Raw genomic sequence first — 16,603 nt, 5'->3', positions numbered from 1 at the left:
GGTGAGCCTACTAAAATTAGATAATGTTACCATCCGCTTTGGCGGTTTGACTGCGGTTGATACTGTAAACCTAGAAGTTAAGCAGGGCGAAATACTGGCCTTGATAGGGCCCAATGGAGCGGGTAAAAGTACTGTGTTTAACCTGATCACAAGTATATATCAACCTACCGAGGGCGCGATATCGTTTGATGGCAAGCCTTTAGTTGGGATCCCTACGCATAGGATTGCGGATATGGGCATTACTAGAACCTTCCAAACGATCCGCCTGTTCAGTGAGCTTTCTGTCTTAGATAATGTTAAAATTGGTGGCCACTGTCGAGGAAAAGCAGGTTTATTTCATGCCTTAACTCGGTTGCCCAGTATGAAACGTGAGGAAGCCGAACTAGAAGAAAACTCGATTAGAGCGCTGGAATTTCTGGATTTGGCAGGGAAACGGGAGGAAATGGCTAAAAATCTCTCGTATGGAGAACAGAGACGTTTGGAAATTGCCAGAGCTTTAGTTTCCAAACCCAAGATACTTCTTCTTGATGAGCCTGCTGCAGGGATGAATCCTCAGGAAAAACTAGTCTTAATGGAAATGATTCGCAGAATTCGCGATACAGGGATCACGATATTTCTGGTAGAACACGATATGAAGCTGGTTATGAATATTTCTGAGAGAATCGCTGTGCTCGATTATGGTAAAAAAATTGCTGAGGGAACCCCTCTAGAGGTTCGCAGTAATAAAGCTGTAATCGAAGCATACTTGGGCTCCGGTCAATTTAAAAGCAGAATCCGGCGCTAGAGAGGAGACCAAGACATGTTGAAGTTAGAAAAAGTTGATGTATGCTACGGCTCGATTAAGGCTTTACATGGTATTTCCCTTGAAGTAAAAGAAGGAGAGATTGTTGCCTTGATCGGCGCCAATGGAGCTGGAAAGAGTACAACCCTGCGCACAATCTCAGGACTTTTGAAACCCTCTAATAAAGACAGTAAGGTTATATTTAAGGAAGAGTATATTTATGGAATGCGAGAAGGAAGCCGCAAATACGAAAGCATGCCCCCTTATAAAATAGTGGAGATGGGTCTATCCCATATACCGGAAGGACGCCGAGTGTTTCCACAGATGACGGTCTACGAAAACCTGCTCATGGGTGCCCATAGTCGAAAGGGTAAGCCTGGACAGGCAGACTTCGACCGGGTGTATCATCACTTTCCTAGGTTAAAGGAGAGAATTAAACAGGTGTCAGGTACTTTATCCGGTGGGGAACAGCAAATGCTCGCTATGGGCAGGGCTCTGATGGCTAGTCCGAGCCTATTAATTCTAGATGAGCCGAGCATGGGCTTGGCACCGATGTTAGTCGAAGAGATCTTCCATATAATCGAAGATATTAATTCGGCAGGAACCACGATTCTCCTAGTCGAGCAGAACGCCCACCTGGCACTAGAAATTTCCAACCGGGCTTATGTCCTAGAGACAGGAACGATCGTGCTAGAAGGCCTGGCTCGAGACCTGGCTCAAAATGAGGATATACGTAAGTCTTACCTCGGAGAATAATTTTTTTAAGAAATCAGTATTTTTTTTGGTAAGTCAAATAGCATAGGTTACGAATAGAGTAAAACAGCAGATTACAAGGATCTGCTGTTTTACTTTGTTCTACTATCGTAAGTTTTCCTCATTTTTAGAGGAACTATGGGATTCACGGAGAATTAAAAGGTATAGTATAATTATATCATTTTGAATAATGGTTCAGCCGAAGGTGAAACGTTACCCCTATCTGCAGAATTGTGTTCAATAGTGAGAGTTGGTGGAACTATGATTACGGGCATGATCTTTAATATCATGAAGTATTCCATTCACGACGGGCCAGGTATACGGACGACGGCTTTTTTGAAGGGTTGCCCCCTCGACTGCCCATGGTGTCATAACCCTGAGGGGCAGAAATATGGACAAGAGTTGATGTTTCGCCCAGACAGATGCGTCGGTTGTGGGCAATGTTTAGAGGTCTGCTCGCACGGAGCAGTGACTCAGTCTAAGGGGATATTTAGTTATTTGAGAAATCAGTGCAGGGCTTGTGGGGAATGTGCTAAGGTATGCCATACTGGTGGAAGAGAACTTGTAGCTAAAACAATGTCCGTGAGCGAAGTCATGGCTGAGATTGAGAAAGACTTGATATTCTATGACGAATCGGGAGGCGGAGTCACGTTTTCCGGTGGAGAAGCGCTGTTGCAGCCTGACTTTGTGTTAGAAATTCTCAAAGAATGCCATAATAAGGAAATCCATACAGCAATAGAGACCTGTGGGTTTGTCAAACCGGACTCCTTGAAAATGATCAGCCCTTACGTGGATCTCTTTTTGTATGATTTAAAACTCATGAATAGTCGAAAGCATCAAGCTGTAACCGGGGTTTCTAATGAGCTAATTTTAGCCAACTTACGCTGGCTTGCCGAGAACCATCCCCAAGTCATTGTTCGAGTAGCGATCATTCCGGGAATCAATGACGATGAGGACAATCTCCAACAATTAGGGGAATTTGTTGCTTCTCTAAAACGTGTGAAGGTAATTCATTGCTTGCCCTATCATAAGGCTGGGGTGGATAAGTACGAGCGGCTTGGTCTGGAGTATCGTCTGCCTGATCTACAGTCCCCAGACAATGAGCGTATGGTACAGATCGCTCAGAAGTTGGAGCAGTTTGGGCTGAAGGTTAAAATCGGAGGTTGATATAATTTGCCATTGTCATTAGGTTCTCGCCCGCAAATGAAAAGTAAAAATTAGTCAACAGGTACGATCTATTAAGGTATAATTAGACCAGTGCAAAGAAGCGGTTAATTAGACTATACTGTACTATACTATACTATAACACCTGGAGGAGAGGGCTAAGAATGAATGAACGAGTAACCATGCTCAGGCAGCGTAGCCTAGAGACTGAAGCAAATATCTCCGCTGAAAGAGCTGAGCTAATCACGGAATTCTATCGCTCGGCCGGGAATACATCCGTTCCCGTCCAGCGGGCTTTGGCGTTTAAATATTTGTTGGAGCACAAGGAGATTTGCCTCAATGAAGGAGAATTGATTGTAGGGGAGAGAGGACCGGCCCCGAAGGCTACCTATACCTACCCTGAACTTTGCTGTCATAGCCTAGAAGATTTGGACATTCTGGATTCTCGTCCCAAGATCTCGTTTAAAGTTAGCCCAGAGGTGCGCCAAAGCTATGCAGAACAAATTATTCCTTATTGGCAGGGCAAGTCCATGCGGGATCTGATTTTTACTGAGATGTCTGAGGAATGGAAAACGGCCTATGATGCCGGGATCTTTACCGAGTTTATGGAGCAGAGAGCTCCGGGGCATACGGTGCTTGATGATAAAATCTACCGCTTGGGTATCCTAGACTTCATTGCTGATATTGATGTTCATTTGGCGAAACTGGATTATTTTAAGGATACCGAAGCGTACTACAAGCAGGAAGAACTAAAAGCGATGCGAATCAGTGCCGAAGCCATCATCGGCTTTGCTGAAAGGCATGCTGAAAAGGCTCGGGAATTAGCCCAAGTGGAAGCAGATGGAGTGCGTAAGGAAGAACTGGAGAGGATTGCTGAGGTCTGTAGGTATGTACCAGCCCATGCCCCACGGAACTTTTGGGAAGCCTTGCAAGCTTACTGGTTTGTGCATTTAGGGGTCATCACAGAACTTAATACCTGGGATGCGTTTAGTCCTGGACGGCTGGATCAACATTTATATCCCTTCTACAAAAAGGGCTTGGCTGAGGGGACCTTGACCGAGGAACAGGCAAAAGAACTCCTTCAGTGCTTTTGGGTCAAGTTTAACAATCAACCTGCTCCGCCCAAAGTTGGGGTAACTGCTGCGGAAAGCGGCACATATACGGATTTTGCTAATATTAATAGCGGCGGACTGAAAGCAGATGGATCTGACGGAGTTAATGAGGTCACTTACTTAGTTTTAGATGTGATCGATGAAATGCGACTCTTGCAGCCCAGCTCGAACATCCAGTTAAGCAAGAAGAATCCCGATCGTTTTTTGAAGCGTGCAGCTCGGATTATTCGTAAGGGCTGGGGTCAACCTTCGGTCTTTAATGCGGATACTGTAGTCGAGGAACTTTTGCGCCAGGGTAAATTAATCGAGGATGCTCGGCAAGGTGGGACGAGTGGCTGTGTGGAAACAGGGGCCTTCGGCAAGGAAAGTTATATTTTAACTGGGTATTTTAATCTACCTAAAATCTTGGAATTGGTCATGCATAATGGAGTGGACCCGAGGACGGCTCAGCAGTTGGGTTTAAAAACTGGGGATCCTCGAAGTTTCCAATCCTTTGAAGCATTATTCGATGCTTTTAAGAAGCAACTGCATTATTTTATGGATATTAAGGTTAGAGGAAGCAATATCATCGAACGGCTTTATGCAACTTATATGCCGTCACCGTTTCTTTCTCTGCTGATTGATGATTGTATTGCCAAGGGCAAAGACTATAATGATGGTGGAGCTCGCTATAACACGAACTATGTGCAGGGGGTTGGCTTAGGGAGTCTGACCGACATGTTATCCGGCCTAAAATATCACGTTTTTGACCAGCAGGATCTAATCTTAGATCAGTTGCTCAAGGCCTTAGACGCTAATTTCTCGGGGCATGAGGCAGTTCGCCAGCTGCTGGTCAACAAGACGCCGCATTTTGGCAATGATCAGGAGTATGCCGACGATGTGATGGTGGATATTTTTAATGCCTACTACTCTGAAGTGAATGACAGACCTAATACTAAGGGCGGTGTCTACCGGATCAATATGTTGCCGACGACTTGCCATGTTTATTTTGGTTCTGTCATAGGCGCCACAGCTGAGGGGCGGAGGGCCTGGGAACCGCTTTCGGAAGGGATTTCTCCAGTTCAAGGAATGGATCGCTTAGGTCCCACCGCGGTCATTAAATCGGCTTCCAAACTGGATCACGCCCGGACTGGGGGGACACTGTTAAATTTGAAGTTTACACCTCAGGTCCTCGAAGGGGACGATGGAATTAATAAGCTGGCTCAGTTAGTCCGGTCCTATTTTAAATTGGGGGGTCACCATATTCAGTTTAACGTGGTTAATGCCAAAACCTTGAGAGCTGCCCAAGCTGAACCAGAAAAGCACCGTGACTTGATCGTTCGAGTGGCTGGGTATAGCGACTATTTCTGCGATTTGAGCGAGGCTTTGCAGGAAGAAATCATCGCCCGGACGGAACATGCTGTATTTTAGTATAAAGGGGGAAAACGGTTTGAAAAGGCAAATCACTAAAGCAAATTTCTCCTTAGTCCATCAAGAACTCGACCACTTTGAACGTGCTGGTCTGATCACGGGGGAGCAAAAAACTGGAATCTTAGAGATTTATGAAGTAAAGGGTGGTCTTAACTTTATTCGAGTAGTGGTCACGATAGGCGCAATTTTAGTGGGTCTCGGGATTTTAAGCTTTATCGCTAGTAACTGGGATGGGATCAGTCATTTAGTTAAGCTGCTGATCATCTTTGGAGTTTTCGGTGGTGTAAACCTAGCAGGATATATGCTTTCCGAAACTATTCCGAAGACGGGTCGGAGTTTGATTTACCTAGGTACCCTGGTTTATGGAGCAGGTATCTTTCTCATTGGACAGATGTATCATTTTGGAGGGGACTTTCCCACCGCGTTTTTGCTCTGGTCATTAGGAGTCCTCCCGATGGCATTCCAACTTAAGGACAAATATTTAATGCTCTTTACGAACATCCTGTTCGGGGTTTACCTTTTAGGATCGTTTGAGCAGGGGTTTCCCTATGCGGGCTGGGTAGGGGTACCTATCGTGTATTTAGCGTTTAACTACTTTGACAAGTCAAGACTACTCTTGTTCTTCGCTAATTTGACGAGTCTAAACTTTATCTTGCAAATCACCCTAAGATATGAAGTTGAGGGTTTATATGTAGCATTGCTCTTTTTCTGCATAGGGCTTGTTATGTATGGAGTCAAACACAACTTAGAGCCGGATATTTTCCGAATTCAGGGTAACATTCTGTTTGGGATAACGGGCGTGATTCTGACTATTCCCGATTTATGGGATGTTCTAGTCAATGTTCAGTCAACGCGTATGGTAAGTATCCTCTTTGCACTCGCTTTTGTTACTGTTCTCTTTTTCCTAATTAGAACGGGTAGCCTTATCAGCTTGCTCTTTGTGTGTGTTACCATCTTCCGGTATTATACGGATACCTTTGCATTTTTACCGAAATCTTTGTTCTTTATTGTAGGAGGGCTGCTGTTACTTGGCTTTGGTTTCTACTTTGAACGCATGAGGAAATCAACGAAAGGGGGGAGGATCGCATGACTACGAGAAAGAAGTTCTTACTAGCTGTAGCTATTCCCTTGTTCATCCTCCTAGCGATGACCATCAAACCTCAGGCAACCGTTGTCTTCGGGAAAGAAATTGTTTTGGAAACGAAGGCCTATGATCCGACAGATTTGTTTAGGGGGGACTATGTGGCCATTAATTTTGCAATATCGGATGTTCCAAAGTCTAAGGTGACCTTACCACCTGATAAGATTTACGATAAGAATCTCTACGTGAGTCTTAAACAAGAGGGTAAGTATTATGTAGTCGATCAAATTAGTGAAACGAAACCTAAGCAAGGGGTCTATCTGAAAGGGAAGTTTCAGGAAATATTTAATGAATTTAATGGGTCAAGTAATTACAGGGTCGATTACAGTCTCGACAAATATTTTCTTGAACAAGGAAGTGGCAAGGATCTAGAGCAAGAATCCATTAAGGGAGGACTTGTAGGAACGGTGAAGGTCCTCGACGGTTATGGAGTTCTGACGGGAATCGCACCGCGTTAGGGATTTAAATAATAACATTTCATATTAACATTTAAGAAGCAAACGATATCAAGTTGTGATATAGTTTGCTTTTTTGACGTTTTCATAGCCTGGAAACCACTTACAAGGGTATCCGCTGTGATCCATGGATCATCAGATCTGGGATTATCGATAGATTAGGAAGTTAGAGCTGTCTATAAAAATACTGTATTATAGTCAGAAAAGTAAAGACATTTTAGTATAATACATTTCATACATCGCCATGCTCTTACCTCGAAAAGATTGAGGCAAGAAAACAGCAGATTTTTGATCTGCTGTTTTCTCTATCCATTTTCCATTTTTGACTGATTTAAATGAACAGTATTCTGATTTTCTGGTATTTAACTTGATCTAAAAAAGTCGCTTGGCGATCGTTATTTTCTCGATTTCTTTTGCCCCTTCGTAAATCTCCAAAATCTTTGCATCCCGATAGAAGCGTTGAATGTCATATTCGTCAATATAGCCATAGCCACCGTGCATTTGCAAGGCTTTGTCAGTGACCCAGACCGCTGTTTCACCAGCATAAAATTTAGCCATAGCGTTGAGTGAGGGATCTAACTGGCCGTTGTCCGCTTTCCAAGCGGCCTTGTAGATTATGTTGCGGGCCAATTCTATTCGGGTTGCCATCTCGGCCAGTTGGAACTGAATGGCTTGGTTTGCGGCTAGGGGGACGCCGAAGGTTTTGCGCTCTTGAACATATTTAAGAGCCAAATCTAAAGCTCCTTGCGCTAAACCGAGTCCTTGGGAGGCTACCATGATGCGCGTTTGATCAAAGAAATGCATGAGTTGGTAGAAACCATTACCTTCTCGGCCAACAAGATTTTTTTGAGGTACTCTCACATCTTCGAAGGTGATTTCTGCCGTATCCGAGGCTCGGATCCCCATCTTGCCATGAATTTTCATCCGTGTAATTCCGGGGAGTTTTGCATCAACAATAATTAAGCTGTGGCGCTGTGTTTTTTTAGGTGCCTCCGGGTTCGTGACGCATAGGGCGACCATATAGTCACAGATTGTTCCGTTGGTGATGAAGGTTTTACTGCCGTTTAGGATATAGTCTGAACCATCTTTGGTGGCCCGGGTTGTTGTTCCAGCCACATCGCTTCCGGCGTTTGGCTCGGTATAAGCTCCAGCAAAGATTGCTTGACCGGCAGGAAGCAAAGGAAGATAGGTTTGCTTTTGTTCTTCACTGCCATAGTTCATAATATTTTCGGCACCAAACGTTGCAGCCCCAACGACTAAGCTGAGCCCTAAATCCACTCTAGATAGCTGCTCTGTGATTAAAGCTGTCTCAGTCCAACCAGCCCCAGGTCCTCCATATTCCTCAGGAATTGCAATTCCGACCAACCCTGCTTCGCAGGCCTTTTGCCAGAGTTCACGTGGGTATTTTTCCTCTCGGTCACATTCTTGGGCAATCGGTGTGAACTCTTTGAGCGCAAATTTGTAGGCCATGCTTTGAAAGGCTCTCTGTTCTTCTGATAATTCGAAATCCAAGGCTGTTCCTCCTCGTTCTTCTTCTAATATACGGGGTATTATAAAATCCCGTATTTTAGTATCGTCCTATTTAGGGGACAGGGTTTTCCTAGGACATTGAGAGTATTCTCCACTTGTTTTTGATTGTCTAGCTAAAGTAAATGCAATTTCAATGCCAATCCAAAAGGGGTCCTTTTTCGGTGTTTTTAGGTGTGAAAAGAGAGGTGGCGTGTCCATTGTGTTGTCAACTGTCCGTTATTCCGGACAGTTATTTCGCATTTTCATTATGATTTGGCGTCGTTGATTTCTCTTCGGTAAAATGCAGCATATTGGTGGCGTAAGTCCCGCTTAAGAATCTTTCCGCTGGGAGTTTTAGGCAGATCGTCTAGAAAAATGACACCTTTGGGGACCTTGAAGGCCGTCAGGTTTTTACGGCAAAGGAGGATGATCTCTTCTGAACTGAGGACTGCCCCTTGTTTGAGAACGACCAAGGCGGTCACCGCCTCTATCCATTTTTCATGGACAAGGCCGACTACTGCGACCTCTGAAACCCGGCTGTCTTGATAGATCACTTCTTCCACTTCTCGGCTTGGCACATTTTCGCCACCGCTTTTGATCACGTCTTTCTTCCGGTCCATGACGGTGAGGTAGCTATCCTTATCTAGAATCCCGATATCTCCGCTGTGGAACCAATCGTGCGCTAAAGTGGTCTCAGTCTTTTCCGGATCTTTGAAATAGAGCAACATGGTGTGGGGACCACGACCGCAAATTTCGCCAGGGCGGCCTTCCTTCGTAATCGGTTGATGCTCCTCGTCTTCCAATTGAGATACCATGTTCAAAGCAGCCTTGCCTGCTGAACCTGGTTTGGTCAGCATATCCTCAGGTTTGAGCATCGTATGGTAAGGGCTGAGTTCTGTTTGACCATAGAAGTTATAAAATTTTTGGCAATTGGGTAGGCGACGGATGATCTCCTTTAGAACTTCCACAGGCATAATCGACGCCCCATAATACCCTTTGACTATAGAACTTAAATCATAACTGTCGAACTCAGGGTGGCGCATGAGACCGATCCAAACCGTTGGCGGCGCAAAGAACATGGTTGCTCGATATTTTGCAAGGTTGTCCATAATTTCCTTCGGATCGGCTTTAAACAGGAGGATGTTTGTGGCTCCCACCATTAGAGCGGGAGTGAGGAATACATCTCTCTGAGCGCAGTGAAATATTGGCAATGCATTGAGGTTAACATCCCCGGGAGTAAATTCTCCATCAATAATGCAGCTCGTGTATTCGGCTAATAGAGACTGGTTGGTCAGAATCACTCCTTTGGGCAGGCTCTCAGTCCCGGATGTGTAGGTCATTTGAACCGGATCCTCGATGTGAAGCTCTACATCAGGCTCATCAAATGGATACTTTTTGTACCAGGTCTCAAAGTTGGTGAAGTTCGCTGGGACTGTCTGCTCCAGTCCTTGTCGGGACCAGAGAAGGGTTTTTACGGAAGGCATATCATCTAGTACATCTTTAACCAGATGGTAAAGGGCGTCTTCAATAATGAATACCTTAGCCTCTGAATGGTTTATGCAGTAAGAGATGTCTTTGCCGAGGAGAAGGAAGTTGACTGCAAGGTATACTCCTCCGGCTTTGGCCGTGCCCAGCCAAGTGAGGACATGGTCGATCGTGTTGTGGGCGAGTATGGCCACCCTATCGTATTTTTGCACACCTAACTCGATTAGGGCATTGGCCACTTGGTTAGATTCCTTCTCCAGTTGACGGTAGGTGAGTGTGGTATTTCGGTAAATTATGGCGGGTTTCTCCGGGTGACGATGGGCGCTTCGTCCAACGATATCGGCGACGACCCAGCGGGTGATCCGGTTATAGCGGGTGCGAAGAAAGCGGACGTTTTCCCCATTGAGCGTATGGTAATGCTCTTGTTCTGCTTCTGTTAGCGGGGCATTTAGGGTCATGGGAATCCTCCTCCTCTTTTTTTCCTAGTTTTCAATTAGGCTTGTGTTTCTACAAAGATCATTTCATGGGCGCACTCCCATCAAGGATTGTTACCCGACTGTTTGGCTTGGATCTTCTTTGGTACTCGAAATTTCGGCAAAACGCGTTCTCAGGGCTGCCTTAAAGAACTTCCCGACGCTTGTTCGGGGAATGGCATCTATAAACTCCACTCGGTCCGGTACCCAAATCTTTGGGGCTTTTCCTTTGAGAAAATCAAGGATGTCTTGAACATTAACTTGTCCTTCGTATTCTTGTTTAAGGACAACGCAAGCCAAAGGCCGCTCAACCCATTTAGGGTGAGGGATGGCAATTACGACTGCTTCTAAGACCGCCGGATGCCCCATGATTGTATTCTCTAGATCTAGAGATGAAATCCATTCGCCGCCGCTCTTGATTAAGTCTTTGCTTCGGTCGGCAACGGAAACATACCCTTCTGAATCGACGGTGACGATGTCCCCAGTACGCAACCAACCGGAGGAAAAGGCTTCTTGGGTGCGAATGGGGTCTTTATAATACTCTTTAGCTATCCACGGTCCGCGGACCAAGAGTTCTCCCATCGTTTTACCGTTCCAAGGTATTTCGTCACCATCCTCTCCGACAACCCTCATTTCAAGTCCGGGGACGAGGAGACCTTGCTTTGCGGATAAATGAAATTTTTCTTCCATTGAGATGTCCGTCAGGGAGCTCTTAGGTCGGGATACGAGAACGACTGGCGTGGTTTCCGTCATTCCATAGGCATGAAGAATAGAGACACCCAATTTCTCGTGGTAGTTCTTGATCATGGATACAGGCGCGGCGGAACCACCATTCACAAGTTCACGTAGGCTGGACGGGTCGTATTTTCCACTCTCCCACAGTGGATAAGTGGCCATCCAAATGGTGGGTACACCGGCGGCCAAAGTTACTTTATGTTCTTGGATAAGCTGACAGAGATCCTCTGCTTGGGGGCGCGCCCCTGGAAAGACCTGAGTAGCTCCTAGCCAGGTACAAGCAAAGGGTAGTCCCCACGCATTAGCATGAAACATAGGTACAAAGGGCATTACCCGGTCGGATTCTTGGAGGTTCAAGGAATCCGGGAGAGAAGCAGCAAAACTATGGAGAACTAGGGCCCGATGAGTGTAAACGACGCCTTTCGGTTTGCCAGTAGTGGCTGTGGTATAACACATGGCCGCTGGATCCCATTCGCTTAAGTCTGGAAACTCGAAGCTTTCACTAGCCTCTGCTAAGAGCGTTTCATAGGAAAGTGATTTTTTTAAAGTGCTTGGAGGGATCTCTTTCGTGTCGGACATTACGACGATGTACTCCAGAGTTGGGAGCTGATCATGGATGCTTTCCAGTAGGGGGACTAAATCTTTATCTACAAAAATAACCTTATCTTCGGCATGGTTGATGATGTAAACTAGTTGCTCCGGCGCGAGGCGCAAGTTCAAGGTGTGAAGCACAGCGCCGCTTACTGGAACTGCAAAATACAGCTCTAGGTGACGGTGGTGGTTCCAAGCCAGAGTGGCTACCCGGTCTCCCTTGTTAATGCCCAAATCCTTGAGCACATTTGCAAGGCGTTGGGTTCTCTTGTAGAAGTCACTGTACGTATAGCGGAAGGTCCCTGAATAATCGCGGGTGATGATTTCCTTCTTAAAAAAGAGCTTGGCTGCCCTCTCCAGAACCGCTCGCAAGGTGAGATCATAAGCCATCATAGTGCAATCACTCCTGACATTTTAATAATTTAATTATATGTTCAGAATATTTGAAATATTAATGCCAATTAAAATCCCTTGCTTCTTCACACCTTTTGCGTGTAAAAGGAAAGGGCAAAGTGTATATTATGTTGTCAACTGTCCGTCATTGAGGACAATTATAACGAAACATGGGAAGGGAAGTTATTGAGTTTCTTTATCGGAGACTGCCAAAGGGAGATGCCTAGGGACTAGTGGCATAGGATTTGCATTTGTTTAATACAAGCAAAGAAGAGATGGATGCAAAATACTCAGAATATTAAGATTAATATGAGGGGGGAGATCAAGAATGATTCTGGCGCAGGACAAACGGATTGAAGATTACAGTTGCAAAGGATGGTGGGGGACTAAGACAATCCTTGATCATTTTCAAGAGCATGTAGTTACCATTCCAAATCATATTGCCCTGGTGGATCCGCCTAATCGTGAAGAGCTTACAGGCTCGGCCCCAGAACGCTTAAGCTATCGTGAGCTTGATGTCATAGTCCAGAAAGTAGCAAGAAAACTCATAACTTTAGGCGTCCAAAAAGATGATATTTTGATGGTTCAACTGCCCAACACCTGGGAGTTGGCGATGCTTTATCTGGCCGTTGCTAAGACGGGTGCTATAATTTCCCCTATACCGATGCAGTGGCGTCTTAAGGAGTTGGGCTATGTAGCTAAACTCACGGAATCTAAGATCTTTATTACGATCGAGCAATTCAAAGATACCTTTCACGTAGAAATGGGGAGAGAGCTTCTACAGAATGGATCAGGAAGCCTTAAGCTCTGTATTAGCTTGGACACCTTAAGGGAGTGGACGAAAGGGAAAGAGACCCTAGAAGATGAACGAGCAACAGAGCAAAGTAAAATAGAGGCAAATGACATATTTACTATCTGCTGGACATCTGGAACAGAAGCAGATCCGAAGGGTTGCCCGATGAGCCATAACAACTGGATATCTCAATGCGGCATTGCGATACAGGCTGCAGGCATCTGTAAAGGAGATGTGCAGTTTACAGCTGGACCTTTGGTGAATATGGCATCCTTGGGTACCACATTTGTACCTTGGCTGATGCTGGGAGGAACCTATGTCCTCCACCATCCTTTCGATGCTCAAGTATTTGTTAAGCAGATGATTCAAGAAAAGGTCAAACTACACACTATTGGTTCCGGCTGTAGCCAACTTGCTTGCCAAACACCCACAGGCGGATCTGTTTGACTTTAGTTCGGTTCGATCAGGCGATCCCTCGCAATCCAACGGGCAAGATCCTGAAAGCACCTCTTAGGCAGAAATTAAGGAAAAGTGTTCTGTGATGAAATTCTGAATCTGGGGGTAGTTAAGCGAAAGTAATGCATTAGGAAAGGGTGTTAAACGATGAGAGAAGCAGTGATTGTAGAAGCAGTAAGAACTCCCGTAGGACGGAGAAATGGAGCTTTAAGTGGTATTCGTTCTGAGGATTTGGCGGGCCAAGTCCTCAGAGAGGTGGTTAAGCGAGCGGGAGTCGATCCTGCCTTGATCGAAGATGTGCTAATGGGTTGCGTTTCTCAAGTGGGGGAGCAGGGTTTTTGTATCGGGCGTCAGGCTGCCTTGATCGCAGATTATCCCCAACACGTTCCAGGTTTAACGATTGATCGTCAGTGTGGATCTAGTCAGCAAGCTATCCATTTTGCGGCACAGGCGATTCTGGCTGGGGATATGGATATCGTTGTAGCAGCGGGTGTGGAAAATATGTCCCGAGTTCCTATGGGCTCAAACGTAAAGGATACAGAGTTATCACACGAGTTGACCTCACGTTATGAGATCATTAATCAAGGACTTTCTGCAGAGCGGATCGCCGCACAATGGGGTCTCAGTCGCGAACAAATGGACGAATTCTCTCTGGAGAGCCATGAGAAGGCGCTAAAATCTCAGGAGGAAGGGCGATTCGAACGAGAAATTATGCCGCTAAGTGTGGTTCTTCCGGATGGTAGACAAGCAGTTATTAAAATGGACGAGGGCCCACGGCGGAACACAAGTCTGGAAAAACTTGCTACTCTAAAGTCGCCCTTCCAGGAAAACGGTCGAATCACGGCTGGAAATGCGAGTCAAATTTCGGACGGAGCAGCAGCGGTACTCGTAATGTCGCGTGACAAAGCGCTTGAACTGGGTCTGAAGCCTCGTTTTCGGATAGTGGCTCGGAGTGTCATAGGTTCTGATCCGACCCTGATGCTTACCGGTCCTATAGCGGCTACTGCTAAGGTGTTGGCTAAAGCAGGTCTAAGTCTTGCCGACATTGATATCTTTGAGGTGAATGAAGCATTTGCAGCAGTTCCATTGGCTTGGCTGATAGATACGGGTGCTGACCCGAAGAAACTAAATCCGAATGGTGGGGCTATTGCCCTAGGGCATCCCTTGGGCGCCAGTGGGGCTAAGTTGATGTCTACAATGATACACGAACTTGAACGAACCGGCGGCCGTTATGGACTGCAAACTATGTGCGAGGGACATGGTATGGCTAATGCGACAATTATTGAGCGATTAGATTGAGAGACAAACAGGTATTAAGGAAGGAGTAATTCACGATGGATTTGAAACAAGTAGTTGGATTCGTCACGGGAGGGGCCTCTGGTTTGGGGGAAGCGACTGTACGGCGGATAGTTAACGATGGAGGTAAGGCAATGATTCTTGATCTAGCGGTAGAACGAGGAGAGAAGTTGGTTGCTGAATTGGGTGACAGTGCCCTATTTTGCAAGACGGACGTTAGCAGTGCAGAGAGCGTACAAGCGGCTCTGGAACAGGCAATTAAGGGGTTCGGACGCGTTAATGTAGTTGTGAATTGTGCAGGGATTGGGGTAGCGGAAAAGCTGCTAGGTAAGAAAGGGCCTCATTCCCTTGAGATTTTTTCAAAAACTATTCAGATAAATCTTATTGGTAGTTTTAATGTTATACGCCTAGCTGCAGAATATATGGCGAGCAATGAGCCCAATGCTGGAGGAGAGCGGGGCGTGATTATCAGTACTGCTTCAGTAGCTGCCTATGAAGGACAAATCGGGCAGGCCGCCTACAGCGCGTCTAAAGGAGGGATCGTAGGAATGACTCTGCCTATTGCTCGAGAGATGGCAACCCATGGCATTCGCGTGATGACGATTGCCCCTGGTCTCTTTGAAACTCCGATGTTTGAATCCTTGCCAGATGAGGCTCGCAAGTCGCTGGGCGCTATGACTCCGTTTCCCTCTCGACTGGGCTATCCAGAGGAATTTGCCCTTTTAGTGAAGAGTATCGTGGAGAATCCAATGCTCAATGGTACTACGATTCGTTTGGATGGGGCAATCCGTATGCAGCCTAGGTAAAAACATTGTGGTCATATGAGAGAATCGTAATGATAATAGTGATCTCAGGAAGCGTGATTTAACATTAAGACTATTGGTTAATAGACCGAAAGGAAGGGAACGATGGACATCTATTCGGAAGACCACAAAATGTTTCGTCGAGCCTTCGTAAAGTTTGTAGAAAAGGAGCTCTCTCCTCATATCGAAGAGTGGGAAGCACAGAGAGAGATCCCGCGTTGGGTATGGAGGCGGATGGGGGAACAGGGCTACCTCTGTCCATGGTTGGAAGAGAAATACGGTGGTTCTGGAGCGGACTTTGGCTTCTCTGCCATTATTAATGAAGAATTAGCAAGAGCGGGCGTGGGGATTGGGATGGGATTGCATAGTGACATCATTGCACCTTACATTCAGGCCTTTGGGACAGAAAAGCAGAAATCGGACTGGCTTCCGGCGTGTGCTCGCGGTGAAAAGATCTTAGCCCTTGCTATGACTGAACCCCAGGCCGGGTCAGACCTTCAGGGAATGAAGGCTACTGCAGTCAGGGATGGAGAAGCTTATATTATCAATGGGTCCAAGACCTTTATCAGCAATGGGGTTTTCGCGGACTTAGTTATTGTTGCGGTCAAAACTGGTTCTGAAGAGCTGCCCAGAAGCAAGGGAATCAGCCTGATCGTGGTGGAAGATGGGACTCCCGGTTTTGCTAAGGGCAAAAACATGAATAAGCTTGGAATGCACAGCCAGGATACAGCGGAACTCTATTTCGACAACTGCAGGGTACCAGTTACTCAGCGATTGGGCGAAGAAGGTAAGGGATTTTCGTATCTTATGGAGAAGCTTCAGCAGGAGCGGCTGATTTCTGTTCTTGGTTCGCAAGCTCTGGCGGAACGGATGCTTAGTGATGCACTGGCTTATGTCAAGACGAGGGAAGCTTTTGGGCAGCCAATCGGCAAATTTCAACATAATGCTTTTAAAATAGCAGAAATGGCAACCGAAATTGAGATCGGGCGCGTGTTTGTAGATAACTTAGTGGCTGATCATATGGCAGGGCAAGAGATTGTGGCTAAGGTCTCTATGGCAAAATATTGGGTCGGAGAAATGGCTAACAAAGTGGGGTATAACTGCCTTCAGCTTTACGGCGGCTATGGGTATATGGAAGAGTACCCCATCGCCCGGCATTATCGAGATGTGCGGGTGCATACCATCTTTGCTGGGACTACAGAGATAATGAAACTCATCATTGCTAGAAAGTTAGGGTTGTGAGTAGGAAGGAG

The 16,603-nt window shown here is 46.0% G+C and carries 13 protein-coding genes; 10 read left to right on the top strand and 3 right to left on the bottom strand.

The features are described from left to right. The first annotated feature begins 1 nt into the window (after position 1). From ACYQ3Q_RS04165 to ACYQ3Q_RS04140, 6 genes are all read left to right on the top strand, one after another. Complete coding sequence (locus tag ACYQ3Q_RS04165) at positions 2-784, top strand: ABC transporter ATP-binding protein (protein ID WP_459927393.1); 783 nt, start codon at positions 2-4, stop codon at positions 782-784. A gap of 15 nt (positions 785-799) precedes the next feature. After that, positions 800-1,537: an ABC transporter ATP-binding protein gene (locus tag ACYQ3Q_RS04160; protein ID WP_459927392.1), complete on the top strand. Its 738-nt coding sequence runs from the start codon at positions 800-802 to the stop codon at positions 1,535-1,537. 180 nt (positions 1,538-1,717) lie between these two features. Then, positions 1,718-2,701 carry a glycyl-radical enzyme activating protein gene (locus ACYQ3Q_RS04155; RefSeq protein ID WP_459927391.1) on the top strand — a complete coding sequence of 328 codons (984 nt, stop codon included), beginning with the start codon at positions 1,718-1,720 and terminating at the stop codon, positions 2,699-2,701. A gap of 161 nt (positions 2,702-2,862) precedes the next feature. Continuing rightward, positions 2,863-5,220, top strand: a complete 2,358-nt coding sequence (gene hypD / locus ACYQ3Q_RS04150) for a trans-4-hydroxy-L-proline dehydratase (RefSeq protein WP_459927390.1) — start codon at positions 2,863-2,865, stop codon at positions 5,218-5,220. A 19-nt stretch (positions 5,221-5,239) separates the two neighbouring features. After that, a complete protein-coding gene (locus ACYQ3Q_RS04145; RefSeq protein ID WP_459927389.1) occupies positions 5,240-6,310 on the top strand; it encodes a DUF2157 domain-containing protein in 1,071 nt (356 codons plus the stop codon). Next, complete coding sequence (locus ACYQ3Q_RS04140; protein WP_459927388.1) at positions 6,307-6,819, top strand: GDYXXLXY domain-containing protein; 513 nt, start codon at positions 6,307-6,309, stop codon at positions 6,817-6,819. Before ACYQ3Q_RS04145 ends, ACYQ3Q_RS04140 begins: the two co-directional genes overlap by 4 nt. Positions 6,820-7,188: 369 nt before the next feature. Here the strand turns inward: ACYQ3Q_RS04140 and ACYQ3Q_RS04135 are convergent, their stop codons facing one another. From ACYQ3Q_RS04135 to ACYQ3Q_RS04125, 3 genes are all read right to left on the bottom strand, one after another. After that, complete coding sequence (locus ACYQ3Q_RS04135) at positions 7,189-8,328, bottom strand: acyl-CoA dehydrogenase family protein (protein WP_459927387.1); 1,140 nt, start codon at positions 8,326-8,328, stop codon at positions 7,189-7,191. Between the two features lie 263 nt (positions 8,329-8,591). Continuing rightward, positions 8,592-10,268, bottom strand: a complete 1,677-nt coding sequence (locus ACYQ3Q_RS04130; protein ID WP_459927386.1) for a fatty acyl-CoA synthetase — start codon at positions 10,266-10,268, stop codon at positions 8,592-8,594. Between the two features lie 90 nt (positions 10,269-10,358). Continuing rightward, entirely contained in the window at positions 10,359-12,002 is a 1,644-nt protein-coding gene (locus ACYQ3Q_RS04125; RefSeq protein WP_459927385.1) for a long-chain fatty acid--CoA ligase, read from the bottom strand. A gap of 328 nt (positions 12,003-12,330) precedes the next feature. Between ACYQ3Q_RS04125 and ACYQ3Q_RS04120 the strand changes: the two genes are divergently transcribed. From ACYQ3Q_RS04120 to ACYQ3Q_RS04105, 4 genes are all read left to right on the top strand, one after another. Then, positions 12,331-13,242, top strand: coding sequence for an AMP-binding protein (locus ACYQ3Q_RS04120; protein ID WP_459927384.1), 912 nt, complete (start codon positions 12,331-12,333; stop codon positions 13,240-13,242). Between the two features lie 156 nt (positions 13,243-13,398). Then, positions 13,399-14,550, top strand: coding sequence for a thiolase family protein (locus ACYQ3Q_RS04115; protein WP_459927383.1), 1,152 nt, complete (start codon positions 13,399-13,401; stop codon positions 14,548-14,550). Between the two features lie 35 nt (positions 14,551-14,585). Further along, positions 14,586-15,353 carry a 3-hydroxyacyl-CoA dehydrogenase gene (locus ACYQ3Q_RS04110; RefSeq protein WP_459927382.1) on the top strand — a complete coding sequence of 256 codons (768 nt, stop codon included), beginning with the start codon at positions 14,586-14,588 and terminating at the stop codon, positions 15,351-15,353. Between the two features lie 102 nt (positions 15,354-15,455). Further along, the gene (locus ACYQ3Q_RS04105) at positions 15,456-16,592 is read left to right on the top strand and encodes an acyl-CoA dehydrogenase family protein (RefSeq protein WP_459927381.1); all 1,137 of its coding nucleotides are present in this window, start codon (positions 15,456-15,458) and stop codon (positions 16,590-16,592) included. Positions 16,593-16,603 lie beyond the last annotated feature (11 nt).

It is taken from the genome of Desulfosporosinus burensis (genome assembly GCF_054657535.1).
Note: the sequence above shows the minus strand (reverse complement) of the source record. Positions and strands in the feature narration are given on the sequence as shown.

Coding starts and splice junctions, on each gene's coding strand:
- ACYQ3Q_RS04105 (WP_459927381.1), top strand. CDS start 15,456: ATGGACATCTATTCGGAAGACCACAAAATGTTTCGTCGAGCCTTCGTA.
- ACYQ3Q_RS04140 (WP_459927388.1), top strand. CDS start 6,307: ATGACTACGAGAAAGAAGTTCTTACTAGCTGTAGCTATTCCCTTGTTC.
- ACYQ3Q_RS04115 (WP_459927383.1), top strand. CDS start 13,399: ATGAGAGAAGCAGTGATTGTAGAAGCAGTAAGAACTCCCGTAGGACGG.
- ACYQ3Q_RS04160 (WP_459927392.1), top strand. CDS start 800: ATGTTGAAGTTAGAAAAAGTTGATGTATGCTACGGCTCGATTAAGGCT.
- ACYQ3Q_RS04130 (WP_459927386.1), bottom strand. CDS start 10,268: ATGACCCTAAATGCCCCGCTAACAGAAGCAGAACAAGAGCATTACCAT.
- ACYQ3Q_RS04125 (WP_459927385.1), bottom strand. CDS start 12,002: ATGATGGCTTATGATCTCACCTTGCGAGCGGTTCTGGAGAGGGCAGCC.
- ACYQ3Q_RS04110 (WP_459927382.1), top strand. CDS start 14,586: ATGGATTTGAAACAAGTAGTTGGATTCGTCACGGGAGGGGCCTCTGGT.
- ACYQ3Q_RS04120 (WP_459927384.1), top strand. CDS start 12,331: ATGATTCTGGCGCAGGACAAACGGATTGAAGATTACAGTTGCAAAGGA.
- hypD (WP_459927390.1), top strand. CDS start 2,863: ATGAATGAACGAGTAACCATGCTCAGGCAGCGTAGCCTAGAGACTGAA.